The sequence below is a fragment of the Nonomuraea sp. NPDC052129 genome, from assembly GCF_040680095.1.
Taxonomy (GTDB): Bacteria; Actinomycetota; Actinomycetes; order Streptosporangiales; family Streptosporangiaceae; genus Nonomuraea.
Genome location: NZ_JBFAVX010000033.1, coordinates 61,719 through 88,026 on the forward strand (window position 1 = coordinate 61,719; position 26,308 = coordinate 88,026).

The following is a 26,308-nucleotide window of genomic DNA, read 5'->3' on the forward strand; positions in this document are numbered from 1 at the left end:
GTAACTGTTCCGTGCGGTATCCATGGCACGCCTTGGGGCGCGTGCTCGTTTCCGCTTCCATGATCAGCGCGACCCTGGTGGTCGTGCCCGTCACCGCGCACGCGGCAGCGCCGTCGTACGAACGGCCGTACAACAAAGAACGGCCGCAGAACGAACAGGTGACCGGGCCCAAGATCCGCCCGGTGCCCGCCGTACGGCAGCCGGCGCCCGCGGCCGTGAACGTGCCGATGGAGGCGTCGCCGGCCCGCAGGGGCGCGGGCTCGGAGGCCGTCGGCCCGCAGGCGCCGGAGGTGACGACGCCCGCCGGCCCAACGCTCGTCAACGAGATCACCGCCGAGGCGGCCAAGCGCGTCGGTGCCCAGCGGCCCGATCCCAAGCGGCTGCTGCCCGACACCGGTCAGGCGGCCACGCTGGCGGTGAAGAACCCGGTCGCCGGGCTGTTCGACCGGCTCGCTGCCCAGAAGGTCGTCTCCGCGCTGACCTATCGGCTCTGTGTGGAGAGCGAGGCCGTACCGGTCTCCTGCTCGGTCACCCGTCCGGTGGGCGTGCCCGCCGCCGCCGACGTGACCGGGGACAGCATGCCGGACCTGGCGGCCGACCTGGTGCCCACGGCCAGTCCCAAGGACTCCTCCGTCGGGCTCGGCTTCGCGGTCAGGCGGCTGCCCGGCGCCGAGACGAACCTCAAGGCGCAGGTCTGGGCGGAGTACGACGGCCGGGTGTCGGTCGGTTTCGACGGGCTGCACCGGGGCGGTTCGCTGTCCGGCGCCGACTGGGGCACCTTCACCGTCGACCTCACGGGCAAGCGGGTGAAGGCGAGCGTAGATCGTACGGATCCGGGAGCTTCTGCCGCGATCGTGGCCGGGCTGACCGGCCGCAGCGTGGTGAGCCTGCGGCAGACGCCCGCCACCGAGAAGCTCGCGGTCGACGTGGACCTCGACTCGACCACCCTGGACGTCACCAGCTCGGCCGCCGCCAGGCTGGACGCGCTGGCCGTCAGCGGCAGTCGCTACACCCGGGCGACGCTGGACAAGATGCCGACCAAGGCCAAGATCGGGCTGACCCGGGGCAAGGACGGCGCCCGGCTCCGCTTCAGCAGCACGACCTCGATCCGCCACGCCGAGTTGCACAACTATGTCTACGCCGACGGCGCTCTCGCCAGGGCGGCGAGCGTCGAGGTGCGCGGCGCCCCGCCGTCCATGACCGCCGCGTACACCGCCACGAACGGCAAGCAGATCCTGACCGTCGACTCGGGCCACCCGCGGGCCGGGTCGGCCAAGCTGCTCTACTTCGACCGGGCCGCCGCCAAGACCGTCCTGCGGGCCGAGCTCAGCGGGCTGCCCGCCAAGGTGCGCTTGGTGAACGACCTGGCCGAGCATCGCGTGACGCACACCACCAGCTCGAAGATCGGCAGGTTCGCGGTCGTGCTGCAGCGCGACGGAGGCGCCGTCTCCAGCCCGCGCGGCAGCCACGTCACGATGATCAAGAACGGTGACGCCGTCGGCGTGTCCGGCCTGCTGACCGGCCTGTCCGGATTCGACGTCACGTACGGCGCCGCGCCCCACGCCCAGCTGGAGGTCGGCGCCGGCGGCCGGTCCTTCCTCGGCGCGGCCAGCATTGACGGCACCCGCCTGGCCAGGCTGGAGATCTCCAACACGCCCGCCAAGGTCGACGTGACCCTCGACCCGGCCGCGCGCAAGGCCGTCTACCAGGCCAGCGGCGTGATCGACAAGATCAGGGCGGCCTACACCGACACCCGGTCGGGGCCCACGATCGACGGCACCATCCAGGGCGTGCACGACGACGTCAAGGCCGGCTGGGAGCTGGGGGAGCGCTCGACGGTCGACATCGCCTCTTCTTCCACGCTGGGCAAGGCGCGCATCTACGCCAACAAGGCGTACGTCACCAAGCCCCAGGGCGAGGACGTCCAGGTCGAGGTGTCGGGGGTGCGCAAGCACGTCCGGCTGGTGGCCGACACCGCCGCCAAGACCCTGACCTGGACCTCGGACGGCCCGGTGCGCTCGGTCTCCGCGCTGGCCCGCGCGAACGTACAGGGCCGCTACATCACCGCCGCCGCCGAGGTGAGCGGCGTGCCCGCCCGCTTCGACGCCTCCTGGAGCGGCGCGGCCTACCGCTTTCGCGGGCTGTCGGGCCCGGTCGGCTCGGCGGCCGTGGCGTTCGCCAACCACGACGGCGCCAAGGTGCCCACCGGGCCGCACCTGTCGGCCCACTACGACGAGGCCACCGGCGACCTCGACGCGAGTGTGCGGGTCAAGGGCCTGCGCACGGTCGAGTTCAGTCCGGGGGACCAGGGCTTCACCGCCGACTTCAAGGCGGCCCGGCAGACGCTCGCCCTCGACACCGACGTCACCCGGGGCGACCTGCGCTTCGGCCTGCTCGGCAGGCTCGGCCCGCTGCCCGGCCGCCTGGCGGTCTCGGCGGCAGGGGGCGCGCTCACGTACTCGGGGTCCCGGCTCGACGTGACGGCCCGCGCCTGGCTCGGCAAGGCGGGCGCGCTCAAGAACATGGCGGCCGCACCGGCCGTGCTCGGCGGCATCTCGCTGGTGGACGGCGGCTGCGTCGCCGGGTCCGCCGGGTGCGAGCAGGGCGCCTTCTGTACGGAGCGCGGCTGCTTCGGCGTCCAGGGCTACCTCGACGTGTCCGGCCTGCCGGACCAGGTCACGGTGGATCTGGCGAAGAAGGCGTTCACGTTCGCCGGATTCACGCCCAAGCGCCGCTCACTGGGCGTCTACCTGGCCAGTACGATCCTGGCGCCGGTGCCGATCAAGGCGCGGGCCACGCTCACCGGACTGCCCTCGAAGATCACCAGCATGTCCGTCGGCCCGTTCGACGTGACGCAGGGCAACGCCGTACAGGCCAACTACCGGATCGAGCCCGCCGCGACGCTGGGCTCGCTCGACCTGCTGGCGGAGGCGGGCACCCTGCGCGGTCATGTGGCCATCGACCCGGTCCCGGCCGCCGTCGCCGTACAGGGCAGCTATGGCGCGCAGACCCGCATCCGCGTCACGAACTCCGCGGCCGTCAAGCGCCTCAGCGCGAAGGTCACCGTGGACGGGGCGGGCACCGGCGAGCTGCGCTTCGGCGACGTGCCGGCCCGATTCGGCGTGGACGCGGACGCCTCCGCCGCGAACCTGCGGATGCCCACGCTCACCTACAAGGCGCTGGGCGGCGTCAACACGCTCGACGGCCACCTCGGCGTGGAAGGCGGGCTGATCGACCGGACGGGGCGGCTCGGCGACGTGTCGCTCGACGTCACCGACCTGGCCGCCGACACCACCGTGCGGCTGAACCCGGACCAGTCGCTCGACCTGGTGTCCCGGCCGGTGCCGACAGGCCGGGTCCAGGTGCGCGGCGGGCTGACCGTCGACCCGGTCGCGCGGCAGCGCATCGCGGTCAGCAAGGAGATCCCGTACACCACCGGCTTCCTCTCCTACCAGGTCGGCGGTGACTTCGGGCTCGGCAAGAGCACGATCAAGGACCTGTCGCTGGACATCCGCCGCATGGCGTGGCTGCGGATCAGGCCGGGCAAGATCCCGTTCGGGATGAAGGCGCCGCCCGCGCTGGGCTACATCGCCCCCGGTTTCGAGGGGAACTACGATCGCCTCGCCCTCGCCGCGAGCGGGGTGAGCCTGCGCCCCGACGTCAACGTGAACGTCAAGCTGAGCCGCAAGCTCGGCAACGACATCTTCCGCGACACGGTCCGCATCGGCCCGGTTACCTCGCTCGCCCTGCGCCGCTACGACCAGCGGATGCGCCGCATCGGTGCCAAGCAGGCGATCAGCGCGGTGGGCGTGCAGCTGGCCTGCCTGACCGTCGACGCCAAGCCGGGCTTCGCCGCGAACGGCACGAACTCGATCACGCTGCGCGGCGCGGACGGCCCGCAGATGGTGTCACTGCTCGACCCCGGCGGCCAGGTGCCCGACTACGCGGTGGACCTGCTGACGCACTTCATGTCCCCGTTCCCCGGCGCCGAGTGGAAGGTGGCGGGGACCAAGGTCGGGCATTGCGCCACGGGCACCCCCAAAACCTGAGCCGTCAGCGCGGGCCCAGGTAGCCGGGGGGCGGGCCCGCGCCGTCGTAGGTCCGCACCGGTCGGCCCGCCAGGAAGGCGCGCAGGATGTTCAGGTAAGGCTTGCCGCGGTACGAGCCGGTCGCCACGTAGGCGAGCTCGGCCCGGGGGAGGGCGGCGCGGTAGTCGGCGGCGGCCGACCAGGTCCGCCGGTCGTGGACGCCCTTGACGATCAGGGCGGGCACGGCCGACGCCGCCAGGCTCCGGCGCAGGCCGTCCGGGGCGGCGCGCTGGGCCAGGCTGGCGTAGCCGCTGCCGTAGGCGGCCTCCACCTCGCGATCTCCGGCGAAGGCATGCGCGGCCTGGGGGTCGGCCCGCAGGAGCGTGTAGACCGCGAGGAGCCGCGGCGAAGGCGGGCGGCTGAGGCCGAGGAGGGAGGCCGCCTCCGAAGCCAAGGGGGAGGCCGTCTCCGAAGGGCCGACGGGGGTCGCCGAGGGGTTGAGCGGCAAGGGGGAGGCGGCCTCCTGGCCGTCGAGCGGGGCCGGGGAGGTGAGGACGGCCTTGGCCACCTGGTCCGGGTGCTCCGCCAGGTAGGCGGCGGCCAGCCGGGCGCCGTAGTCGTGGCCGATCAGGATCAGCCGCCGGGCGCCGATCTCCTGCCGTATCGCCTCCAGGTCGGCCACGTCGCGAGTCAGGCCGTACCCTCGCGGGTCCGTCAGCCGCGCGGACCGGCCCGCGCCCAGCTGGTCGTAGGCGTACACGGTGTAGCCGTCGGCGCTCAGCCCGGCCAGGAACGCCGAGTCGCCCACCAGGTCGGCCGTGCCCGGCCCGCCGTGCAGGAACACCACCGGATCCGGCCGCGTGACCCGCTTGGGCGCCAGCCGTACGTAGGCCAGCTCGGAGCCCGTCGCCAGCCGCCACTCCCGCTGCCCGGCCATGGCGGGCGGCGGCGCGGACGCGTCCGGCGGGGCGTGCAGGGTGGCGGCCGTGACCTGCCAGACCACGGCGGCCTCCACCGACAGGATGGCCAGGGCCCGCAGCCAGCGCCCCCAGATCGGGCGCGGTCTCGGCACGCACAGCAGCAGGCCGAGGAAGAACACCGACGCGAACACCGCGAGCCCCGTGATGGCGAAGACGTCCGGCGGGGCGCCGATCGTCGCCATGCCGGCCAGCGCCGCCAGGCCCGCGATCGGCGAGAGCGCCAGGATCGCGAGCCCTGTCAGCAGCCGACCGGCCCGTCTGGCGAGAGCACGCACAGGGCGAAACTAGCCCAAACCACCCGTACGGGCGACCGAAACCGCCAACGCCGCCCCATATTCCCGGCCCAGGTCGCAGGTCAGGAGGGCGCGAGTGGTCCAGGTCAGGTGAGCGAGTGGCCCAGCCGGAGCCGGAGGTGGCCGTCGCGTGGCGCCATCTCCCGCACCGCCCACAGCCGCTCCTGCACGACGGTGCCCCGGCCGGTCACGTACCCGCCCACCCGGAGCACCGGCCGCCCGGTGTCGTCGGTCAGGAGCCGCGCCCGCGACTCCGCGTCGTCGTCGCCGAACACCAGCAGGAAGTCGACCGGATCGGCCGGCGCGTCGAGGATGAGGCCGGGGGAGAGGCGGGTTTCCGGGATCCTGATCACGTGATAGTTCACCCGGACGCCTCTACCCCGGCCGCGCGGTTTCAGTTGTTGTTGAGGAACTGCTGGGCGAGCGTCCTGCCCAGGTTGGTGGCCTGGGTGTGGTTCTCGATGGTCGAGACCTTGGTGCCCGAGCCGGTGAACACGATGTACGTCACGCCGCTGTCGGTGCCGCCGTTGCTCGGGTCCGGGTTGATGCCCAGGTCGGCGGCCGTACGGTAGGACGCCTCACCGATGATGCCCGTCGGCCCGGTATCACCCATGACGGCGTACTCCACTTGGCCGTTGTAGACGATCGCCACCACCGTCCCGCAGCCGATGCCCTTGGTCCGGTAGTCCCAGATGCTGCTGGCGCTGGGCACCACCATGTAGGCGAGCTGCGCCGCGTTCAGCGGCCCGCCGGAGCTGGTCTGGCAGAACGTCTCGTTCTGGAAGCAGCAGTCGGTGTCCTCGTTGCACTGCGTCGTGCGTACGCCGTCGCAGTCGATGTCCATGTCTCCCTTCCAGAACACCGCTCCGGTCTTCTCGCACACCGCCACCGTCGCCGTGCTGACGTCGGAGTCGGTCTTGTACTTGCCGTTGGAGATCTGGCTGCACGCCGTGACCTTGGCCAGCAGCTGGTCGGCCGTCGGCCCGGTGGTGCCGCCGGTGGCGGTACCGGTGACCGTGGCGCTGTGGCCCGACTCATTGCCCGCCGAGTCGACGGCGGTGACCGTGTAGCTGTGGGTGGAGCCGGAGGTCAGGCCGCTGATCGTGGCGCTGGCCGTCGGCGAGGTGGCCACGACGGTGGTGCCCTCGTAGACCTTGTAGCCGGTCACGCCGACGTTGTCCGTGGAGTCGTTCCAGGCCAGCGAGATGCTGCTGGCCGAGGTGCCCGTCACGCGGGGGCTGGCGGGCACGCTCGGCGCCTGGCCGTCCGGGCCGCCGGAGCCGCTGACCGACAGCCGGTCCACGTTCGGGCCGCCGTTGGCGGAGGTGCCGGTCGCGCGGATGGTGTTGACGCCGGCGTTCAGGGTGACGGTGACCTGGCCGTCGGCCCAGGTGTCCCAGTTGCCGGTGCTGGCGAAGTTCACTCCGGCGGCGGCCACGGAGCCGTTGACCGTGATGTCCATCGGCCTCGTCGCCGTGGTGCCGTTGGCGTACCGGAAGGTCAGGGTGTGGGTGCCCGCGTCGGCCACGCTGACGCTCCACTCGATGTACCCGCCGACGGCGTTGACGTAGTCGACGAAGCCGGTGCCGGTGTAGCCGGTGTGGTTGGTCGCCACGCTGGCCTCCGACAGGGTGGCCGCCTCCGCCTGGTACTCGCTGGCGGGGGCGTCGGCGACCGTGGCCTCCAGGTAGTCGAGGTTCGGGTTGCCGCCCGCGTTCGTCGAGGTGACGCGGATCGTGTTGTCGCCCGCGTTCAGCGTCGCGGTGAGCGTGGAGGTGGCCCAGGTGTTCCAGTTGGCGGTGGTGCCGAAGGATCGGCCGGCCGAGACGACGGTGCCGTTCACCGAGACGTCCGCGGTGCGGGCCGAGGTGGTGCCGTTGGCGTAGCGGATGGCGAGCGTCGCGGTGCCGGCCGCGGGGGCGTTGACCGTCCACTCGGTGTACGGGCCCACGACGTTGTCGCCGTTGACGAAGCCGGTGCCGGAGAAGCCGGTGTGGTTGGCCTCGACGACGCCCTGGACGACGGTGGCGTTCTCGGCCTCGTAGCGGACCGTGGCCGCCCGCGCGGGCAGAGCGGTCAGGGTGGCGGCCAGGAGGGTGAGGAGGGGGAGCAGGATCAGCGGGCGTAAGCGTAAGCGAGCCCGAGCTGGAGAGTGCACGGCTGGCCCTTCTGCCGAATTCGTTAGGAAGGCTTCCTAACAACTGGAGATGGGACCACTCCGTCAAAGCCCAGTCAACCCCGTAGAGGGGCCCAAATAGCGCGAAGGCCCACAGATGCTATGAAATAGCTGCACCCTCTACCAAGGCTGGAGACCTACGTGGCCCTGTTCGACCTGCCGCTTGAGCAGCTCCGTTCCTACCTCCCCGACCGTGACGAGCCCGCCGATTTCGACGACTTCTGGACGCGCACGCTCGCGGAAGCACGCGAGTTCGATCCGGCGGCCGAGTTCACTCCCTACGACCTGCCGCTCGCCTCGGTCGACGTGTACGACGTCTCGTTCGCGGGCTGGGGTGGACATCGGATCAACGGCTGGTTCCTGGTGCCGCACGGGGTGGAGGGGCCGGTGCCGTGCGTGATGCACTACATCGGCTACAGCGGCGGCCGCGGCTTCCCGCACCACCACCTGACCTGGCCCGCCGCGGGGTACGCGGTGTTCGTGATGGAGACCCGGGGCCACGGCGGCGCCAACCCGGGCAGCCCCGGCGTGACCGGCGACCCGTACGGTGGCGACCATGCCCAGGCCCCCGGCATGATGACCCGCGGCATCCTCGACCCCGACCAGTACTACTACCGGCGGGTCTTCACCGACGCGGTCCGCGCGGTCGACGTGGCCGCCGCGCATCCGGCCGTGGACGCCTCGCGGATCGTCGCCTCGGGCGGCAGCCAGGGTGGCGGCATCGCGCAGGCGACCGCCGCGCTGCATCCGGCGGTCAAGGCGGCGCTGATCGACGTGCCGTTCCTGACGCATTTCCGCCGGGCCGTGGAGATCACCGACCGGGACCCGTACCAGGAGATCGTCCGCTTCCTGTCCACCCGGCGGGAGAGCGCCGAGCAGGTGTTCCGCACGCTGTCGTACTTCGACGGCGTGAACTTCGCCGCCCGCGGGCAGGTGCCCGCGCTCTACTCGGTGGCGCTCATGGACCAAATCTGCCCGCCGTCCACGGTCTTCGCCGCCTACAACCACTGGCGTGGGCCGAAGGAGATCAGCGTCTGGCCGTGGAACGGCCACGAGGGCGGCGGCGGCTTCCAGAATGAGGAGCAGATCCGCTACCTGCACAAGCTGCTCGCCGGCGCCTGACCGGTACAGCCTGACGAACCACTGGTCCGGTACGGCCTGATGAAAGGTACGTACCGGACCGGCGGTGGTCCGTGTTTCAGTCGGCCTGGCCGCTCGCCAGGCCGATAAGGCCCGTCTAGACGGGCTGGTCGGTCACCAGGAAGGACACAGAGCCCTGGTCGTCCGCTCCCGCGTCCAGAGACTTGTCCTCCAGGACGGTCGCGGCCACCGGGTCGAGATACACCCGCGCGCCCTCCGCCTCGACGACTTCGTCGGCCGGCTCCGGCGCGGTGGCCAGGGACAGGGTCAGCGAGCTCGAGCCCTCGCCCTGGGACGAGATGCGGATGCCGCTCTGCGCAGGCTCGGGCGCGGACGCGGTCAAGTCGCGAATCGCCTGGGCTGCGTTGTTTGTCAGGGTGAGCACTACGGCTCCTCCTCACGATCGACGTACATGAACTGCCTGCCCTTCCCTCATTCGGCGGGTCAAACCTTCTGACTCGAAATCTTTGCCAGGCATTCTTGGCCGCTCGCGGGAATCATGTCGGGTATGGAGTTCGACGAGTACCGCGAGGCCATGGTCGCCCAGCTGCTCGAGCGCGGGGAGGTGAGCGAGCGGGTCGCGGAGGCGTTCCGGCTGGTCCCGAGGCATCGGTTCCTGCCGGACTTCGACCCGGAGGCCGCCTACCGGGACGAGCCCATCGTCACCAAACGCGACGAGGAGGGCCGCCCGATCAGTTCCTCCTCGCAGCCCGCGATCATGGGCATCATGCTCGACCAGCTCGACGTCCGGCCCGGCCACCGGGTGCTGGAGATCGGCGCGGGCACCGGCTACAACGCCGCCCTGCTCGCGCACCTGGCCGGGCCGGAGGGCCGGGTGGTCAGCGTCGACATCGACGCCGACGTGGTCGCGGCGGCGCGGCTGCATCTCGACGCCGCCGCCTATCCCGAGGTGTCCGTCGAGTGCGCCGACGGCGCGGCCGGCTTCCCCGCGGAGGCGCCGTACGACCGGGTGATCGCCACCGTCGGCGTGTGGGACCTGGCTCCGGCGTGGCTGGAGCAGCTGGCGCCCGGCGGCCGGCTCGTGGTGCCGCTCGACCTGCGCGGCGTGCAGGTGTCCGTGGCCATGGAGCAGGCCGGCGACCACTGGTCCAGCCGGTCGGTGGAGCCCTGCGGCTTCATGCGCATGCGCGGCCCCTCCGCCGGGCCCGAGGTCACGCTGATGCTGGACGGTGATGCCGACCTGGTGCTCACGCTGCCCGAGCCGCGCGAGGTGGGCGACGTCCTGGCGATGCTGGACGAGCCCTTCGCCGAGGTGGCCGCCGACGGTGTGGCGCCGCTGCCCCGCCTGTCGCTGATGGGCGGCGGGGTGGGCCTGTGGCTGGCGCTGCACGAGCCCCGCTGGGGGTCTCTGGCCGGGCGGCTGCGGTGGGCCCCGGTGACCGCCCAGGGCTACGGCATGACGGTGGGCATCGTCAGCGGGGACGGTCTGGCCGTACTGGCGGCCGAGGAGGAGCTGCGGGCCCGCGGGTACGGGCCCGGCGGGGCGGCACTGGCGGCGGAGCTGATCGCGCACGTCCAGGCGTGGGACGCGGCGGGCCGCCCGGAAGCCTGCGACCTGCGGATCGACGCCTACTCCGGCCCGGCGCCGGAGGGCGCGGCCGTCATCGCCAAGCGGAACACCCGCCTCGTGCTAAGCTATGACTGAATATCCAGAGTAGTCATAGGGGCATAGATGGCCGTGGCGTTCACGGCGGACGATCGGGCGCGCATCACCGCGCGGCTGCTCGACACCGCCGAAGAGCTCTTCGCCGCCCAGGGGCTGAAGAAGACCTCGCTCGACGAGCTGGTCGCACCCTCGGGCATCGCGAAAGGCAGTTTCTACGCGTTCTTCGAGTCGAAGGAGGAGCTCTACAAGGAGGTCATGGTCCGTCGGGCGCCGCTGATGGGCAAGCTGCTGGCCGCCGCGCTCGACCGGCCGCCCAGCGTGGAAGCGCTGGCCGGGCTCATGCGGAGCATGATCGACGCGCTCACCACCGACCCGTTCTACCGGCGGCTGCTCACCAGACCCGACGAGCTCGAGGCGGTGGCCCGCCGGGTCGGCCCCGAGGAGCTCGCCCGGGTCACCCCGCACCTGATGACGCCGCTGATCGACTACCTCGCCCAGGGGCAGAGCGCCGGTGTCATCGTCGCGGACGTCCCGCCGGAGGTGCTGATGGGCGTGCTGCGCACCGCGGGCCTGCTGGTGATCAACCGCGACAGATACGGACCCGACTTCGAGCAGGTGCTCGACGCCACCATCAACGCGCTGGCAAGGGGGCTCATCGCATGAGTGTGCTGAACAGATACGCGCAGGCCGCGGGCATGACCGACGAGGCGTGGAAGCGGCACGCCAACCCGTGGAGCGTCTGGACCAGGTTCGCCGCGATCCCGCTGATGATGCTGGCCATCTGGAGCAGGACGTGGATCGGCTGGTGGTCCCTGGCGCCGGTGGCCCTGGTCGTCGTCTGGCTGATCGTCAACCCGCACGCCTTCCCGGCGATCGAGCAGCCGACGAGCTGGACGGCCAAGGGCATCTACGGCGAGAAGATGTGGTTCCAGAACCGGTCGCTCGTGGTCGGCGATCATCGCAAGGTGCAGCGCCTGCTCATCGCGGTGGGGCTGGCCGGGTTCGCGCTGCTGGCCTGGGGACTGGTCGCGCTGGAGGTGTGGCCCGCCGTCTTCGGCGCGACGCTGGTGGTGCTCGGCCAGCTCTGGCGCATCGACCGCCTCGGCCAGCTGTACGAGCGCCACAGGGCCGCCTGAGCGGTCGGTCGTACGTGCGGCGCCGGGCCGCCTAACCGGTCGGTAGCTCCATCGGGGCGCCCAGGGTGCGGGAGACCTCGTGCGCGGTGGCCGCGACCAGCGGCCCGAGCTCCTCGGCGTCCGCCACCGACAGCTCGTGGGTGAGCGTCGAGATGCTCACCCCGGCCACCACGTGCCCCATGTGATCGAAGACGGCCGCGGCGACGCAGCGGATGCCCGCCTCGTTCTCCTCGTCGTCGATCGCGAAGCCGCACTCCCGTATCCGGGCCAGGTGGCGGCGGAGCGCGGCCTGCGTGGTGATCGTGGCGGGTGTGCGCCGGGCCAGCCCGGTGCGGTTAGCGATGCCAGCCACCTCGTCGTCGGACATGGCCGCGAGCATCGCCTTGCCGATCCCGCTGGAGTGCAGCCACAGCGACATGCCGACGCGCGAGGGCATCTGGTAGGGCTTGCGGCCCTCCAGCTTGGCGGCGTAGACGGCCTCGTCGCCGTTGAGCACGGCCAGGTGCACGGTGTAGCCGGTCTGGTCGTGCAGGCGCTGCAGCACCGGCGAGGCCTGGCGTACGGGGTCGAAGCGGGCCAGCATCCGGCCGGCCAGCGTGAGGATCTTGGGACCCGGCAGGTAGCCGCCGCCGCCGTCGGGCCGGGCGAAACCGTGCTCGGCCAGCGACTGCAGGATGCGGTGGGTCGTCGACTTGGGCAGGCCCGTCGCCGTCGCGATCTTGGTGACGCTCTCGTGCTCGGCGAGGGCCTCCAGCACCCAGAGCGCCTTGTCGATGGCGGTGCTCGGCCTGGGGTCCACCCGATCAAGCATACTCAGCGGGCCAGCCAGCCGCCGTCCACGACGAGCACGTGGCCGGTGACGTAGTCGGAGGCGCGCGAGGCCAGGAACACGGCCGCCCCCTCCAGGTCCGCGGGCTCGCCCCAGCGCCCGGCCGGGATCCGCGCCCTGATCTCCGGCTCGCGCCCCGAGTCCTCCCGCAGGGCCGTGGTGACGTCGGTGGCGATGTAGCCGGGGGCGATGGCGTTGACCTGCGCGCCCCGTGGCGCCCACTCGTTGGACAGCGCCTTGGTCAGCCCGGCCACCGCGTGCTTGGCCGCCGCGTAGGACGCCACGTTGATCCCGCCCTGGAACGACAGCAGCGACGCGATCGAGATGACCTTCGTGGCGCCGTGCTCCAGCAGGGCCTGGCTGAGCACGTACACGGCGTCCACGTCGACGGCCATCACCCGACGCCAGTCGTCCAGGCTGGTCGAGCCCCGGCTGATCGTGCCCGCGTTGTTGACCAGGATGTCCACCTCGCCGCGGGCCAGGACCGGCTCCAGCGCGGGCCTGATCGCGGCCGGGTCGCCCAGGTCGAGCACGAGCTTGCGTACGTCTGCGCCGAGCGCCTTCACCTGGCGCTCGGTCTCGTCGAGGTCGTCGCGATGGCCGTGCAGGATGAGGTCGGCCCCGGCCCGCGCGAGGCCGACCGCGATGGCCCGGCCGATCCCCGACCGCGCCCCGGTGACCAGCGCCGTCCGGCCGGTGAGCGAGAACAGCTCCATCCGTCACCGCATCTCCGTGATCGCGACCTGGTCCATGTCGTCGAACGCCTGGTTCTCCCCGGCCATCGCCCACACGAACGCGTAGCTGCGCGTGCCGAACCCGCAGTGCACCGACCAGCTCGGCGAGATCACCGCCTGCTCGTTGGCCACGATCAGGTTGCGGGTCTCGTCGGGGCGGCCCATCAGATGCACGATCCGCTCCTCGCGCGGCAGGTCGAAGTACAGGTAGACCTCGGTGCGGCGGTCGTGGGTGTGGCACGGCATGGTGTTCCACATGCTGCCGGGCTCCAGCACGGTCACGCCCATGACGAGCTGGCAGCTGCGGATGCCGTCCAGGTGGATGTACTTGTAGATGGTCCGGTCGTTGGAGCCGTCGGCGCCGCCGAGCCGTACCGGATCCACGTCCTTCAGCCGCGCGTGCGTGGTCGGGAACGTCTCGTGCGCGGGGGCCGAGACCAGGTAGAACGTGCCGCGCTCGAACGTCACCTCGCGCGCGCCCCTGCCGACGTACAGGCAGTCCTTGGGGTCCAGCTCGTACGGCACGCCGTCGACCTCCACGGTGCCCGGCTCCCCGATGTTGATCACGCCCAGCTCGCGGCGCTCCAGGAAGCGCTCCGACCGCAGCGGGTCGAACGCCCCCAGCCGGGCCTTCCCGCTCGGCCTGACCCCGGCGACGACCATCCGGTCCTGATGGGTGTAGACACCGTCCACCTCCGGCCCGAACAGGCCCTCGACGAGGTAACGGGCGCGGAGTTCCGCGGTGCCGAAATGGCGGATCTGGTCGGGAGCGGTGGCATGCCGTATTTCCATCTCTTCCCTCCGGTTGTTCGGCGTCCTACGATCCTAGACACGGAACACTGTTCTATCCAATGGAACGCCTACCCCCGGAGGCGCGCGGTGTACCAGCAGAACTTCAACCCCACCGGCTCCCTATGGTTGTCCGCCCTTCTGGCCGCCCTGCCCCTGCTCGCGGTGCTGGTGCTGCTGGGCGTCTTCAAGTGGAAGGCGCACTGGGCGGGCATCTCCGGCCTGGTCGTCGGCTTCCTGATCGCGATCTTGCCCTTCGCGTACGGCATGCCGGTCACACAGGCGCTCGACTCCGCCCTGTACGGCGCGGCCAGGGCGGTGCTGCTGATCCTGTGGATCACCTTCAACGCCATCTGGATCTACAAGATGACCGAGCGCAGCGGCCACTTCGCGGTGCTGCGCCGGGCCTTCCAGGGCATCAGCGACGACAAGCGGATCACCGCCATCGTCATCGCGTTCTCCTTCGGCGCGCTCATCGAGGCCCTGGCCGGCGGCGGCTCCCCGATCGCCATCTGCGCGGTCATGCTCATCGCCCTCGGCTTCGAGCCGATGCGCGCCGCGGTCATCGCGCTCATCGCCAACACCGCGCCCGTCGCCTTCGGCGGCATGGGCAACCCGATCACGATCCTGGGCAGCGTCACCGAGCTGCCGCCCGAGCCGTTCGGCGCGATGGCGGGCCGGCAGACCGCGTTCATCGCGCTGCTCGTGCCGTTCATCCTGATCTTCGTCGCCGACGGGCGGCGCGGCCTGCGCCAGGCATGGCCCGCCGCGCTCGTCGCCGGGCTCAGCTTCGGCGTCACGCAGATCCTGATGTCCCAGGTGAACTACCTGCTCACGGACATCGCGGCGGCCCTGGTCTCGGCGATCGTGCTGGTCGCGTTCGGCAAGATCTGGAAGCCGGCCGAGACGGTCGGGTTCACGCCGAGCCCGACGCCGATCGCGGGCGGGTCCGTGGACGACCCGGCGTTCGTCCGCACCCACGGCCGCCCCGGCGGCGACACCACCGGCGACAAGATCGCGGCCTTCGCCCCGTACGCGATCATCATCGCGCTGTTCTCCATCGCGCAGATCCCCGCGATCAAGACCTACCTCGCCGGCTTCACCGTCAAGCCCGCCTGGCCCGGGTTCGACATGGTGAACCCGGCGGGCAAGGCCGTGCCCGTGGTCTACGAACTGCCGTGGGCCGCGCACCCGGGGACGCTGCTGTTCGTCTCCGGGCTGCTCACGCTCCTCGTGCTGCGGATCAGCCCGGCCTCGGCGCTGGCCACCTACGGGGCCACGATCCGGCAGTTCGGCTGGGCCATCGTCACCATCCTGTCGGTCTTCGCCCTGGCCTTCGTCATGCAGTTCTCGGGGCAGATCCAGACGCTCGGGCTGTTCCTGGCGGGCGCGGGCGCGTTCTTCGCGTTCCTGTCACCGCTCGTCGGCTGGTTCGGCGTCGCGATCACCGGAACGGACGCGGGCGCCAACGCCCTGTTCGCCAAGCTCCAGACCACCGCGGCGGGCCAGCTGAACATCCCGCCGGAGCTGTTCGGCGCGGCCAACAGCGCCGGCGGCGTCATGGGCAAGATGATCTCGCCCCAGAACCTGGCCATCGGCACGGCCGCGGTCGGCTTGGTGGGGGAGGAGGGCAACCTGTTCCGCCGGGTGATCGGCTGGAGCGCCGTGCTGCTGCTCATCCTCTGCGTGCTGGTGTTCCTGCAGTCGACGCCCGTGCTGGGGTGGATGGTGCCCTGACACCGGGTGGGTCGGCTACGGCCCCGCCGGTACGTCCGGTTGCCCTTGCCCGTACGTCTGCTTGCCTGGCCGGTATGTCTACGGTCCGGCTGGTACGTCCGGTTGCTCCGTCGGCTGACCGGCCGGACCGACGGGGCTATCGGGGTCGCTGGGCCCGCTGGTTCGTCTGGACAGCAGCCAGACCGCCAGGCCGGCCACCACCAGCGCGGCGAGTCCGCCCCAAAGCCAGCCCGGGATGCCCCCGCCCTGCGCCGCAGCGGCAGGTCGGGTGCCCTCCGCCGAAGTGGCGGGTGCGGCCGAGGCGGCTTCGGTGGCGGACGCCGTCGTGCCGGCGGCGGCGCCCTTCACGGTGAAGGGGATCTCGCCCTCGATCGGGTGGCCGTCGGACGAGACCACCCGCCAGGCGATGACGTATGAGCCGCCCGCCAGCTGGGTGGGCACGGCGGTCCGCACCTTGGGGCCGTCGGCCTGCGGCTCGCCGAGCTGGATCGTCTTGCCGTCGGCGGTGCGCAGCACCACCAGCGGGAAGCGGACGCGGGAGGAGTATTCCAGCTCGATCGTCTGGACGCCGGAGACGGTGGCGTTCTTGGCCGGTGAGCTGCTCTTGAGGCTGTCGTGGGCGAGGGCGGCGGGCGCGGTGGCGGCAAGGAACAGCCCGCACCCGATCACCGCCAGCAGGGTTCTGCGAAGCACCAGGGTTCTGGGAAACACCAGGGTTCTGGGAAGAAGGATAGGCAAGGTGGACTCCATGACGAGGGAAGTGTGGGCGATTCGGTGACTCCCCTCGTGGGAGGTCCTCTGCGTGGCTCCGCGGTCGCGATCTGGACCGTGATCGACGGCCTCAGCGGCGCCCGCGCCGGCGCCCGGCGTAGCGGAGCGAGGGCGGGAACCGGGCGAAGCGGGCGTGGCAGCGCGAGCCGGGGACGGCCCGCCAGGCGCAGCATGAGCCAGAACGCGCTCTCACCCCGATGCAGCCACCAGCCCGTCAGTACGGCGATCGTCAGGTGCACCAGCGGCATGCCCACGGTCAGATGCGCATGCCCGCTGCTGGGCGCGGTCACCCCGAACAGCTGATGCAGCAATGCCTGCGTGCCCACCGTGGCGCCGAACACCACCTCGGGGCCGCGCTCGTGCCCGCCAAGGCCGTACGCCAGGCCGAGCGCGCCCAGCCCGCCCAGCACCATGACGCCCGGCGCGACCGCCGCGCCGCCCGCGAAGGCATGCCCGGCCGCCGTCACGGCGGCACACACCACCGCGAAGACCAGAGCCCGGGCGAAGCGCATGCGCCCATCTTTCCAGTCTTCGGCCACGCACAACCTACTTGCCGGACATATGTACGGCCGGAGGGGCTGTATCTACTGTGAAGGCATGTGCGATCTGAGTCAGCAGGAAAGTCGGGACCTCAGGGACACCCTGAGCAAGATCAACAGCCTGGCGGGGCAGGTGGAGACACACCGATCGAGCATCGAGCAGACCGCGTACATGGACCACGAGAACCTGGCCGCCCTCCTCTCCGACCTGGAGCGCCAGGTTGGCTCCGCCCGGGCCTGGGTGGTGGCCAAGCCCCAGGAGCACGCCGGACACTGACGCTCAGGGCGTGCCAGTGGGGGGAATGCGGATGATGCGGTCGTCCTGGGCCACCGGGGCGCCGCGCCCGTCGCGGTTGCTCGTCGTCACCCACAGCCATCCGTCCGGCCCCACCGCGGCCGCGCGCAGCCGTCCGTAGGTGCCCCGCAGCTCGGCGACCGGGGTTCCGGCCCCGCCGGCGCTCGTCAGAGGGACGGTCCACAGCCGGGTCCCGCCCAAGGCGGCGGCGAACAGCGTGCCGTTGGCGTACGCGAGCCCGCTCGGCGACGCCTCGGCCGTCGACCACGTGACGATCGGGTCGCGGAAGGACGGGTTACCACAGACGCCCTCGCAGGTGGGCCAGCCGTAGTTGCCGCCCGCGACGATCCGGTTGATCTCGTCCCGGGTGTTCTGGCCGAACTCGCTGGCGTACATCCTGCCCTGCGCGTCCCAGGCCAGGCCCTGCACGTTGCGGTGGCCGTAGCTGTAAACGCGGGAGCCGCCGAAGGGGTTGTCCGGCGGGACGCCGCCGCTCGGCGTCATGCGCAGGATCTTGCCCGCCGGGGTGTTCAGGTTCTGGGCGTTGGCGGTGTTGCCGGCGTCGCCGGTGGCCACGTACAGCTGACCGTCGGGGCCGAAGGCGATGCGGCCACCGTTGTGGATGGAGGCCCGCGGCACGCCGGAGAACAGGACGTTCTGGGTCTGCGGCGCGGTCAGCCGGAACCGGACCAGCCGGTTGTCGTTGCTCGTGGAGAAGTAGGCGTAGACCCACTGGTCCTGGGCGTATGTCGGCGACACGGCGATGCCGAGCAGCCCGCCCTCGCCGGAGGCGGCGACCCCGTTGACGGTCGCCACCTGAACCGGGGTCTGTCCCGGGCGTACCTGGAGAATCCTGGCGGTGCCGCGCTCGGAGACCAGCGCGCTGCCGTCGGGCAGGAAGGCCAGCCCCCACGGCACCTGCAGGCCGGTGGCGGACACCTGCGCCCGGGAGTAGTCGAAGCCGCCGATCGCCTGCGCGGCGGTGGGACCCGCGACTACGAGCCCTACGGCGGTTAAGAGAATCATGATCAGGGACGGGGTCGTTCGCACGCGCATGGCGGGCTCCTTGACCGATCTGTCGAGATCATCGTCAATGACGGGGGACTCGTACGCTACGCAGTTTTCGACGCGTCAACAATGATCTGATCCGTCACCTGTCGCGGCGCCGGCCCCGCGAGCTGCGCGTTCGTCACCTCCTACGATGTAATTTTCAGCGCGCAGGCGTAGCCGGATGGCAGGAGGGCGTCGCCGGCCGGGCGACCGGCCTGGAAGCCGAAGGACGTGCTCGCGCCGGGCGCCAGCGTCCCGTTGTGCGCGGCGTTGCCCGCCGTGACGGCCTGGCCGCTCACCGTCAGGGCGGCGTTCCACGACCCGGTGATCTGATGGCCGGACGGCAAGGTGAAGGTGACGCTCCAGCCGTTCGCGGCGCTCGTGCCGGTGTTGGTCACCGCCGCCTGGATGACGTACCCGGTGCTCCACTGGCTCTGCGTCGTCGCGGTGACCGTGCAGCCGCCCGTCCCGCCGTCGGCGCGCGTGGTCACGGTGACCGTCCCCGAGCGCGGCGAGCGGTTGCCGGCGGCGTCCTTGGCGTAGACGGCGAAGGTGTGGGACGTGTTCGCGGCCAGGCCGGTGACGGTGGCCGTGGCGGTCGTGGCCGTGGCCACCGTCGTCTCGCCCGTCGGCTGCACCCGGACCACGTCGTAGCCGGTCACGCCCACGTTGTCGGACGAGGCGGACCACGACAGGCGCGTGGACGAGGAGGTGATCTCGGACGCGACCGGCGTGCCGGGCGCGGTGGGCGGGCTGGTGTCGTCCTGCGCCTGCCCGTACGTCAGGCCGAAGCCGTACGCGAACAGCGGCGTCTTGCCGTCGCCCGCGTTGATCGGCTGCTGGGAGGCGCTGCTCATCCAGGTCACGGGCAGCTTGCCGGTGGGCTGCACCGTGCCGAACAGCACGTCGGCCACGCCCTGGCCCTCGGTGCCCGGCAGCCAGGCGGCCACCAGGGCGTTCCAGCCGGGCAGCTGGGCCGCGATGTCGAGGGGGCGCCCCGAGACCAGCACGACCACGACGGGCACCCCGGCCGCGCGCAGGGTGGCGATGGTGTTCAGGTCGGTGGTGTCCAGGCCCAGACCGCCTGGGCGGTCGCCCTGGCCCTCGGCGTACGGCGTTTCGCCGACCACGGCGATCGCCACGCGATAGGAGCCGTCGATGCCGCTGCCGTCGCGGCTGTAGGTGACGGTCGTGGCCGACCCCGCGCTGTTCCTGATGCCCTGCAGGATGGTGGTGCCGGGGGTGATGGCGCCGGACGAGCCCTGCCAGGAGATCGTCCAGCCGCCGCTCTGGTTGCCGATGTCGTCCGCGCTCTTGCCCGCCACGAAGATCTTGCCACCCCGGGCGAGCGGCAGGATGTTCCCGCCGTTCTTCAGTACGACCTGCGACTTGGCCACCGCCTCGCGGGCCAGGGCGCGGTGCGCCGAGCTGCCGACGGTCGCGGTGTAGGACCGGTCGGTCAGCGGTTTCTCGAACAGGCCGAGCTCGAACTTCTTCGTCAGAATGCGCCGGACCGCGTCGTCGACCCGGGCCGTGGTCACCCGGCCCGCCTGCACCTCGGCCCGCAGCAGGTCGATGAACCGCCGCCAGGCCGTGGGAACCATCACCATGTCGATGCCGGCGTTCACGGCCGTGCGCACGTCGAGCGCGGAGGTGCCGGCGGCGCCGTCGATCTGGTCGATGCCGTCCCAGTCGGAGACCACGAAGCCGGAGAAGCCCAGCTCGCCCTTGAGCACGGTGGTGATCAGGTACTGGTGCCCGTGCAGCTTGGCGCCGTTCCAGCTGCTGAAGGAGATCATCACCGAGCCCACCCCGCGCTCCACCGCGGCCTTGAACGGCGGCAGGTGGATCGCCCGCAGGTCGGCCTCGGACAGCTGGGTGTCGCCCTGGTCCACGCCGCCCGTGGTGCCGCCGTCGCCGAGGTAGTGCTTGGCCGTGGCCAGCACGGAGGCGGGGCCGTTCAGCACGGTGCCCTGCAGGCCGGTCACGATCGTGGCCATGGACGAGGGCAGCTCGGGCGTCTCGCCGAAGGACTCGTACGTGCGGCCCCACCGGTCGTTGCGGGCCACGCACAGGCAGGGCGCGAAATCCCAGTCCACGCCGGTGCCGGAGACCTCCTCGGCCACGGCCCGGCCGACCCGCTGCGCCAGCGCGGGGTCGCGGGTCGCGCCGAGCCCGATGTTGTGCGGGAAGATCGTGGCGCCGACGACGTTGTTGTGGCCGTGCACGGCGTCGACGCCGTACAGGATGGGGATGCCCAGCGGCGTGGCCAGGGCCGCATTCTGGAAATTGTCGTACATGTCCGCCCAGGACGCGGCCGTGTTCGGGGACGGTCCGGAGCCGCCGCCCGACAGCACCGAGCCGAGCCGGTACGTCGTGACGTCGGCGGCGCTGACCGAGCCGCGCTCGGCCTGCGTCATCTGGCCGAGCTTCTCATCCAGCGACATCCGGCCCATCAGGTCGGCCACCCGGGTCGGCACGGGCAGGCTCGGATCCTGGTACGGGTACGTGGCCGACGCGAAAACGGCCTGCCCGGCGCCCGTGCCGGGACCCCCGGGAACGCCCAGCACAGCGACGACCAGCAGCGTCACGGCCGCCCGCGCCGTCCATTTCATGCTCGCGTTTCTCATGGCCCGCCATTCTTGGTCGGTGCGTCGCTTTGCTCAGTGCGTCGCTTTGCTCAGTGCGTCGCTTTGCTCAGTGCGTCTCTCGGTCAGTGCGCCGAGCTCGATATTGGGAGCGCTCCCAACGCTGACTCTAAGCCACCGCTCCGCCATTCCCCTGGCCGCCCACAACCCCACCTCGGCCCGCTCGCGACACCAGCGGAAACAGCCGAGAGCGGGTGAAACTTTCATCTGGCGCTTCCGGCGGCCCGATACGCGGCGCAGGCCTTTTGCGGCACGCCTGCGGCGGCGACCATGTTGACTTTCACTTGTCATTGTCTTCACTCGCGCAGTCATCTACCGTCGCCGCCATGCAGGAGCGCTCCCAATAGCCGATACCCCACCGGAACACGGAGATCGCACCATGCCCCACGCCCGAGTCCGTACACCGCGCTGGGCGCTCCGCGCCCTGGCCCTGCTGCTGTTCGCGGCGACGCTCTACGCCCTCCCGTTGGCCGGCACCGCGTCAGCGCATGGATCCGTCGTCGACCCGGCATCCCGCAACTACGGTTGCTGGCTGCGCTGGGGCAGCGACTTCCAGAACCCCACCATGCAGCAGCGAGACCCCATGTGCTGGCAGGCCTGGCAGGACAACGCGAACGCCATGTGGAACTGGAACGGGCTCTACCGCGACAACGTCGGCGGCAACCACCAGGCGGTCATCCCTAACGGCCAACTGTGCAGCGCGGGCCGGACCCAGGACGGCCGTTACCGGTCCATGGACACACCAGGCCCCTGGACCATGACGAACCTCGGCAGCACCTTCAACATCCGGCTGAACGACCAGGCCAGCCATGGCGCCGACTACATCAGGGTCTACATCACCCGCCAGGGCTACGACGCCACGACCACCGCCCTGGGCTGGAACCACCTGGAACTGGTCCGCGAGACCGCCAAGTACGCGCCCAGCCAGACGTACATGATCAATAACCTGACCTCGGCCGGACGCACGGGCCGCCACGTCATCTACACGATCTGGAAGGCTTCGCACATGGACCAGACGTACTACTTCTGCAGCGACGTCAACTTCACCTGAGCCGGGCGCGCCCGGACTCCGGGGCCGGTTCATCCGCTTCTAGGAGCCCGAGTTGACGTAGTGGCGGACGAGCGGCCCCAGGTAGTCCACGCACGCGCCCTTGAGCCCTGCTACGTCGGTGGGGGAGTGGACGAAAGCGATCTGCTCCAGCTCCGGATCGCGTCCCTGTGCCGTCTCGGCGGATGTCAGAGCGGCGAATCGCTCGCGCAGCAGCGATGCCGGCCGGTGCGGGGCCAGGAACGCCACACCCACGCTCCCGTTCTGGCCGCGCGTGACCAGCCACAGGGACAGCTCGCTCGGCGCTGTGTTGAGGCCGGTCTCCTCGGCCAGTTCTCGAGCTGCGTGCCGGCGGAGGGCGGCCGTATCGAGGCTCTCACCCTCGGCGGGCGGTTCGACCGCTCCACCGGGTAGCTGCCAGCGACCAGGAGTGGCCGTCGACGCCGACATCCGCCCCACGAGCAGGCTCCCATCATCAGTCGCCGGTTGCGCGACGGTGACGAAGAGGGACGGCAGCCACGCGGTGGACCCCGGAACCCAGCGCAGAGCGCGGTGCCGGTAGGTCGTCCTCGTCCAGGTGAGAACCAAGCTGTGCGGCCCATCCCGTTCCAGCGCCGCGCACGCTACCACTGGCCCATCGAAGAGACAGGGGTTGGCCTGGACCGCCTCCTCCCACAGGCGATCCATGGCCACCCGCTCAGCGGGCGGCACCCGCGGGGCGGCGTCCTCGATCAGGCGAAGCCGGCCGACTTCCAGAAGACTGACCTCGCGAGGCCGCGGCAATGGCTCGGTCACCGACTCATGCTGGCACATCACGACCGACACCAACGGCGGCGCTCGCCGGGCGCAAAGAAGCCCCCGCGCGCGAAACCATGCGCTTGGGTAAAGCCTGGATCGGGGAGCCCAGCATCAGCAATCGTTCTGGTACGGCAGGGGAGGACGCGACCGGCGCCCAGACCACCTGAAGCTTGGTCTCTGCCGTCGTCCCCGCGATCAGCGGTGTCCTGCTGCCCGACCGGTGGTGTCTGGCTATGCGGCTGGCACGGCGGATTCTGTCGGTGGCGGGTGGGAGGCTCGCGGGGACGCGGAAGGAGGGCTTACGTGGAAGCCCGCACAGACGGTCCGATGGGCTGGATGACCGAGCAAGCCGAGGCAGGTCGGCGGCGACTTCTCGTCGGGCCGGCCCAGAGACGTGTGGAGTTGCCCGTGGTCGTCGTCGAGCCGACGGAGGCCGCCGGATGACGGCCGACCGCAAGCACGGTCGGTCAGCGCCCCCGACCACCACGACGGTCAGCTCGGCCGACTGGGACGGTCGCGAGCTGGCCCAGGAGACCTATCACCAGGTCCGGTTCGTCGACGTGGACATGACGGAGCTGACCAACATCGGATCCGTCTTCGAAGAGTGCACGTTCAGCAGCGTCCGCTTCAACGTGTCCGTGCACGAGGATGCGATGTTCCTCAACTGCACGTTCTCGCGGTGCTCGTTCTTCGACACCACGTTCAAGGGATGCAAGCTGACGGGCAGCAAGTTCGACGGCTGCTCCTACGGGCTGTTGAAGGTCGAGGGCGGCGACTGGTCGTTCACCGGCCTGCCCGGCGCCGACCTGCGGGGGAGTGCCTTTCATGGGGTGCGGCTGCGCGAGGCCGACCTGTCGGACGCCCGGCTGGAGAAGGCCGAGGTGTTACGGAGCGATCTTTCCGGGGCTTGGCTCAACGGGGCGGACCTCACGGGCTGCGATCTGCGGGGCAGTGATCTGTCCGACCTGGACCCGTCGGCGGTCACGCTGAAGAAGGCGATCATCGACTCCTTCCAGGCGACCGTCGTGGCCACCGCACTGGGCTTCGACGTCCGCGCTTGACGCGCTCCTGGGATGCGTCCTGATCAACGCCACCCTCGCCGTGTGTGACACCGGGCATGACGTGGAATGTCGCCTAGGTCAAGCGGCAGTTGTCCCCGGACAGGTCCCCGTTCCACGAGAAGACGCTGGGGCAGGAGTAGGTGCCCCGGGCTTCACCGAACCTGATGAGGACGGTGACTTGGTAGAAGCCGGAGCCGCTGCACGCCCAGCCGCTCAACTTGTAGGAGTCGCCGTTCGAAGTGCGGGCGCCGGAAAAGCACTCGTGTGATCCGTCCGCGTGGGCAGGGGCGGCGATCAGGGCCACGACCAGCAGGGCGGCGCCGGCTGTGGCGGCGAGGCGTTTGAGGGGCATGCTCTGAACGTAGAAGCCACCTGCGCAGGTGGCCTAGATGCGCTTTGCCATCGTGAGGCGTGGATTCTTCTTTGATGGGTGAGTGGGCATTCACTCACAATGAGCGGGAAGCTGAGGAGGCCCCATGAAGCTGACGATCTTCGGAGCTACCGGAGGTACGGGAATCGAACTGCTTCGCCAGGCGCTGGCCGCCGGGCATGAGGTGACCGCGGTGGTCCGTGATCCCCGGCGGCTGCCGGCCGATCTGCCGTCCGGCCTCGACATCGTCCAGGCCGACCTGATGGACCCGGACGCCATCGCGCCCGCCGTCAGGGACCGTGACGCCGTACTGTCCGCGATGGGTGCCGGTGGGCGGGGGCCCACCACGGTGTGCTCCGACAGCATCAGCGCCATCGCCACGGCTATGGCGCGAGGCCGTACGCGGCGCGTGCTCATGACCAGCGCCAGCGGCCTGGTGGCCGACGCGGGCGACGGGGTGTTCACCCGCTATGTGCTCAAGCCGCTCCTCGTGCAGCGGCTCTTGAAGCACGCCTACGCCGACCTTCGGGAGGCCGAGCGGCGGCTGCGCGCGACGGACCTCGACTGGACCATCGTGCGGCCGAGCCGCCTGACCGACCGCGGGCTGACGGGCCGTTACCGCACGGCGTGGGACACCAACATCAAGGGCGGCCTCAGTACGACCCGCGCCGACACGGCCCACTGTCTGCTCGCGCTGGCCGCGGATCCCATGTCCGTGCGCCACGCCGTTTCGGTGGCCTCTTGACGACGCATACTCTTGATGACATCAAGAGTTGTTGATATAAAGAGTAGAGGTGATCGCTCTTCCAGCGGGGACGGGGGCGCCGACAGCAGAGAGATCGCGTGTGGAGACTCCCGAAGACAGGTTCTTCCGCGAGTTGGGCGGTGCCTGCGGTGAGACGCGTCAGGCGTTCGCGCGGCATGTGGGGATGAGCTCATCCAGACTGCAGCTGCTGATGCGGCTGTGGAGGAACGGGGAGACCAGCCACAGCGACCTGCGTCAGGGCCTGTCCCTCGACGGGGCGAGCGTCACCCGGCTGATCAAGGAGTTCGAGGCCGAGGGACTGGTCAGCCGTCGCATCGATCCGGCGGACAACCGCTACACCCTGGCCAGCCTGACATCCCCCGGCGAACGAGCGGCCGCCGACCTTGAGCGGTCTCACCAGGCATACCAGGTGCGGCTGCTCGACGGGATCAGCACGCAAGAGCGGGAGATCGTGCTGCGCGCCCTGGAGCGCCTGCGCGCCAATATGGCACGCATCGACCCAGTCGGCTGATGGCCCTGCATATCCCCAGGAACCCGTGATAACCCAGGAAAGAGCAGACAGATGACCGATGACGTGCGAGCTGTCGGGCAGCGCATGTACGAGGCGTTCAACGCCCATGACTTCGGGGCCGCCGAGACGATCTTCGCTCCGGATTTCGTCAGCCACCCGTTGGGCACGACTGGAGCCGAGAGCGTCGTCTGGGCGTGGACGCGGTTCCACGAGAGGTTCCCCGATGTTCGGGTGATCATCGAGGACATGCTCGTCGACGGGGACAAGGTCGCCGTCCGTACGACCCTGCACGGGCTCCCGGCCGATGTCGTCGAGCAGCAGCCGCCGCCGACAATGCTGGAGATCTTCCGGGTGCGGGACGGACGCATCGCCGAACTGTGGGGTCTGTCCGCGCTGAGGTGATCCGCCGCACGACGGGATACCCGCATGAGAGGGCGGTGTCGGGGCAGCAGGATGAGGTGAACCCCGCACGGTACGACCCCGCCAACCTGGAACATCTCATCCGTCAAGAGTTAACCAACGCGGGGTTCACCGTCGAACCCCCGAAGCCGCCCAGGTCGAACGGGCCGTCCGGGCCATCCGGGTCGTCGGGTGAAGGCGGTCTCAGCCTCCGGCGCGAGCCCGGTCGCGGTGTGGTCGTCTCGTGGGAGGCATCTCCCGACCTCGCCAAGGCCGACATGGTGAAGTACGAGACGATCCGCACCGCCGTACAGCTCGCCCTGCGCACGATCCTGGCGCAGGCCGGATTCCAGGTGGTCGGCGACTTCGGCGGCAACGAGATGCTCGTCATCGCCGACCCACTCAGTACGACGCCCGAGGACCACTGGCCGTCCGGACCGGTATCCGAGCGGAACCGGCCGAGCAAGCCGGCACCGGAACAGAACTGACCCAGCGCGCCCGGCGCCCACGCGGAACTCCGGCAGCCCTAACTACCGGTCCTCCTAATTACCGGCCGTCTTCAAGCACGCCCGCCCAGAACGGC

General features: G+C 70.7%; 27 protein-coding genes. 14 read left to right on the forward strand and 13 right to left on the reverse strand.

What is annotated here, in order from left to right; translation table 11 throughout:
- Window positions 1-59 precede the first annotated feature (59 nt).
- Window positions 60-4,049 carry a hypothetical protein gene (locus tag AB0L53_RS46020; protein WP_364009057.1) on the forward strand — a complete coding sequence of 1,330 codons (3,990 nt, stop codon included), beginning with the start codon at window positions 60-62 and terminating at the stop codon, window positions 4,047-4,049.
- 4 nt (window positions 4,050-4,053) lie between these two features.
- Here the strand turns inward: AB0L53_RS46020 and AB0L53_RS46025 are convergent, their stop codons facing one another.
- The 3 genes from AB0L53_RS46025 to AB0L53_RS46035 form a co-directional block, all read right to left on the reverse strand.
- Window positions 4,054-5,283, reverse strand: coding sequence for an alpha/beta fold hydrolase (locus AB0L53_RS46025; protein ID WP_364009060.1), 1,230 nt, complete (start codon window positions 5,281-5,283; stop codon window positions 4,054-4,056).
- 104 nt (window positions 5,284-5,387) lie between these two features.
- On the reverse strand, window positions 5,388-5,666 hold the full coding sequence (locus AB0L53_RS46030; protein WP_364009063.1) for a hypothetical protein: 279 nt from the start codon (window positions 5,664-5,666) through the stop codon (window positions 5,388-5,390).
- Between the two features lie 29 nt (window positions 5,667-5,695).
- Window positions 5,696-7,459, reverse strand: a complete 1,764-nt coding sequence (locus AB0L53_RS46035; protein ID WP_364009065.1) for a glycoside hydrolase family 75 protein — start codon at window positions 7,457-7,459, stop codon at window positions 5,696-5,698.
- 159 nt (window positions 7,460-7,618) lie between these two features.
- On the opposite strand from AB0L53_RS46035, the gene AB0L53_RS46040 reads away from it, so the two are divergent.
- On the forward strand, window positions 7,619-8,599 hold the full coding sequence (locus AB0L53_RS46040; RefSeq protein WP_364009068.1) for an acetylxylan esterase: 981 nt from the start codon (window positions 7,619-7,621) through the stop codon (window positions 8,597-8,599).
- 115 nt (window positions 8,600-8,714) lie between these two features.
- On the opposite strand, the gene AB0L53_RS46045 is transcribed toward AB0L53_RS46040, so the two are convergent.
- Window positions 8,715-9,002, reverse strand: coding sequence for an iron-sulfur cluster biosynthesis family protein (locus AB0L53_RS46045; RefSeq protein ID WP_357957242.1), 288 nt, complete (start codon window positions 9,000-9,002; stop codon window positions 8,715-8,717).
- A gap of 123 nt (window positions 9,003-9,125) precedes the next feature.
- On the opposite strand from AB0L53_RS46045, the gene fxlM reads away from it, so the two are divergent.
- From fxlM to AB0L53_RS46060, 3 genes are read left to right on the forward strand one after another with little or no spacing between them, the layout of a single operon-like run.
- The gene (fxlM, locus tag AB0L53_RS46050; protein ID WP_364009071.1) at window positions 9,126-10,283 is read left to right on the forward strand and encodes a methyltransferase, FxLD system; all 1,158 of its coding nucleotides are present in this window, start codon (window positions 9,126-9,128) and stop codon (window positions 10,281-10,283) included.
- 27 nt (window positions 10,284-10,310) lie between these two features.
- Window positions 10,311-10,907, forward strand: coding sequence for a TetR/AcrR family transcriptional regulator (locus AB0L53_RS46055; RefSeq protein WP_364009074.1), 597 nt, complete (start codon window positions 10,311-10,313; stop codon window positions 10,905-10,907).
- Entirely contained in the window at window positions 10,904-11,380 is a 477-nt protein-coding gene (locus AB0L53_RS46060; protein ID WP_364009077.1) for a DUF6653 family protein, read from the forward strand. Before AB0L53_RS46055 ends, AB0L53_RS46060 begins: the two co-directional genes overlap by 4 nt.
- A 31-nt stretch (window positions 11,381-11,411) precedes the next feature.
- On the opposite strand, the gene AB0L53_RS46065 is transcribed toward AB0L53_RS46060, so the two are convergent.
- The 3 genes from AB0L53_RS46065 to kduI are packed head-to-tail and all read right to left on the reverse strand — an operon-like array spanning window position 11,412 to window position 13,735.
- A complete protein-coding gene (locus AB0L53_RS46065) occupies window positions 11,412-12,179 on the reverse strand; it encodes an IclR family transcriptional regulator (RefSeq protein WP_364009080.1) in 768 nt (255 codons plus the stop codon).
- 14 nt (window positions 12,180-12,193) lie between these two features.
- Entirely contained in the window at window positions 12,194-12,925 is a 732-nt protein-coding gene (locus AB0L53_RS46070; protein ID WP_364009083.1) for an SDR family oxidoreductase, read from the reverse strand.
- Window positions 12,926-12,928: 3 nt separating this feature from the next.
- Window positions 12,929-13,735 carry a 5-dehydro-4-deoxy-D-glucuronate isomerase gene (gene kduI, locus AB0L53_RS46075; protein WP_364009086.1) on the reverse strand — a complete coding sequence of 269 codons (807 nt, stop codon included), beginning with the start codon at window positions 13,733-13,735 and terminating at the stop codon, window positions 12,929-12,931.
- Between the two features lie 87 nt (window positions 13,736-13,822).
- Between kduI and AB0L53_RS46080 the strand changes: the two genes are divergently transcribed.
- A complete protein-coding gene (locus AB0L53_RS46080; RefSeq protein ID WP_364009089.1) occupies window positions 13,823-15,469 on the forward strand; it encodes an L-lactate permease in 1,647 nt (548 codons plus the stop codon).
- Between the two features lie 78 nt (window positions 15,470-15,547).
- Here the strand turns inward: AB0L53_RS46080 and AB0L53_RS46085 are convergent, their stop codons facing one another.
- Both AB0L53_RS46085 and AB0L53_RS46090 read right to left on the reverse strand, forming a co-directional pair.
- Window positions 15,548-16,162, reverse strand: a complete 615-nt coding sequence (locus AB0L53_RS46085) for a copper resistance CopC family protein (protein ID WP_364009092.1) — start codon at window positions 16,160-16,162, stop codon at window positions 15,548-15,550.
- Window positions 16,135-16,752 (reverse strand): hypothetical protein, encoded by a 618-nt coding sequence (locus AB0L53_RS46090; RefSeq protein ID WP_364009095.1) that lies wholly within the window; start codon window positions 16,750-16,752, stop codon window positions 16,135-16,137. Before AB0L53_RS46090 ends, AB0L53_RS46085 begins: the two co-directional genes overlap by 28 nt.
- An 85-nt stretch (window positions 16,753-16,837) precedes the next feature.
- Between AB0L53_RS46090 and AB0L53_RS46095 the strand changes: the two genes are divergently transcribed.
- Window positions 16,838-17,056 (forward strand): hypothetical protein, encoded by a 219-nt coding sequence (locus AB0L53_RS46095; RefSeq protein WP_364009098.1) that lies wholly within the window; start codon window positions 16,838-16,840, stop codon window positions 17,054-17,056.
- A gap of 3 nt (window positions 17,057-17,059) precedes the next feature.
- On the opposite strand, the gene AB0L53_RS46100 is transcribed toward AB0L53_RS46095, so the two are convergent.
- The gene (locus tag AB0L53_RS46100) at window positions 17,060-18,130 is read right to left on the reverse strand and encodes a PQQ-dependent sugar dehydrogenase (protein WP_364009101.1); all 1,071 of its coding nucleotides are present in this window, start codon (window positions 18,128-18,130) and stop codon (window positions 17,060-17,062) included.
- Window positions 18,131-18,270: 140 nt separating this feature from the next.
- On the reverse strand, window positions 18,271-20,754 hold the full coding sequence (locus AB0L53_RS46105; RefSeq protein WP_364009104.1) for a glycoside hydrolase family 3 N-terminal domain-containing protein: 2,484 nt from the start codon (window positions 20,752-20,754) through the stop codon (window positions 18,271-18,273).
- 397 nt (window positions 20,755-21,151) lie between these two features.
- Between AB0L53_RS46105 and AB0L53_RS46110 the strand changes: the two genes are divergently transcribed.
- Window positions 21,152-21,823 carry a lytic polysaccharide monooxygenase gene (locus tag AB0L53_RS46110; protein ID WP_364009107.1) on the forward strand — a complete coding sequence of 224 codons (672 nt, stop codon included), beginning with the start codon at window positions 21,152-21,154 and terminating at the stop codon, window positions 21,821-21,823.
- Window positions 21,824-21,862: 39 nt separating this feature from the next.
- Here the strand turns inward: AB0L53_RS46110 and AB0L53_RS46115 are convergent, their stop codons facing one another.
- Window positions 21,863-22,615: an NUDIX domain-containing protein gene (locus tag AB0L53_RS46115; RefSeq protein ID WP_364009115.1), complete on the reverse strand. Its 753-nt coding sequence runs from the start codon at window positions 22,613-22,615 to the stop codon at window positions 21,863-21,865.
- 306 nt (window positions 22,616-22,921) lie between these two features.
- On the opposite strand from AB0L53_RS46115, the gene AB0L53_RS46120 reads away from it, so the two are divergent.
- Together AB0L53_RS46120 and AB0L53_RS46125 are read left to right on the forward strand one after the other, a co-directional pair.
- A complete protein-coding gene (locus AB0L53_RS46120; RefSeq protein WP_364009118.1) occupies window positions 22,922-23,062 on the forward strand; it encodes a hypothetical protein in 141 nt (46 codons plus the stop codon).
- Window positions 23,059-23,679 carry a pentapeptide repeat-containing protein gene (locus tag AB0L53_RS46125; RefSeq protein WP_364009121.1) on the forward strand — a complete coding sequence of 207 codons (621 nt, stop codon included), beginning with the start codon at window positions 23,059-23,061 and terminating at the stop codon, window positions 23,677-23,679. Before AB0L53_RS46120 ends, AB0L53_RS46125 begins: the two co-directional genes overlap by 4 nt.
- 73 nt (window positions 23,680-23,752) lie before the next feature.
- Here the strand turns inward: AB0L53_RS46125 and AB0L53_RS46130 are convergent, their stop codons facing one another.
- Window positions 23,753-24,031, reverse strand: coding sequence for a hypothetical protein (locus tag AB0L53_RS46130; RefSeq protein ID WP_364009124.1), 279 nt, complete (start codon window positions 24,029-24,031; stop codon window positions 23,753-23,755).
- A 124-nt stretch (window positions 24,032-24,155) separates the two neighbouring features.
- Between AB0L53_RS46130 and AB0L53_RS46135 the strand changes: the two genes are divergently transcribed.
- The 4 genes from AB0L53_RS46135 to AB0L53_RS46150 all read left to right on the forward strand — a co-directional run bounded on the left by AB0L53_RS46135 (window position 24,156) and on the right by AB0L53_RS46150 (window position 26,213).
- Window positions 24,156-24,794, forward strand: a complete 639-nt coding sequence (locus AB0L53_RS46135) for an SDR family oxidoreductase (protein WP_364009127.1) — start codon at window positions 24,156-24,158, stop codon at window positions 24,792-24,794.
- Between the two features lie 100 nt (window positions 24,795-24,894).
- Window positions 24,895-25,326: a MarR family winged helix-turn-helix transcriptional regulator gene (locus AB0L53_RS46140; protein ID WP_364009130.1), complete on the forward strand. Its 432-nt coding sequence runs from the start codon at window positions 24,895-24,897 to the stop codon at window positions 25,324-25,326.
- 51 nt (window positions 25,327-25,377) lie between these two features.
- Window positions 25,378-25,728 carry a nuclear transport factor 2 family protein gene (locus AB0L53_RS46145; protein WP_364009133.1) on the forward strand — a complete coding sequence of 117 codons (351 nt, stop codon included), beginning with the start codon at window positions 25,378-25,380 and terminating at the stop codon, window positions 25,726-25,728.
- Window positions 25,729-25,784: 56 nt separating this feature from the next.
- Window positions 25,785-26,213, forward strand: coding sequence for a hypothetical protein (locus AB0L53_RS46150; RefSeq protein WP_364009136.1), 429 nt, complete (start codon window positions 25,785-25,787; stop codon window positions 26,211-26,213).
- The last annotated feature ends 95 nt before the right edge of the window (window positions 26,214-26,308 follow it).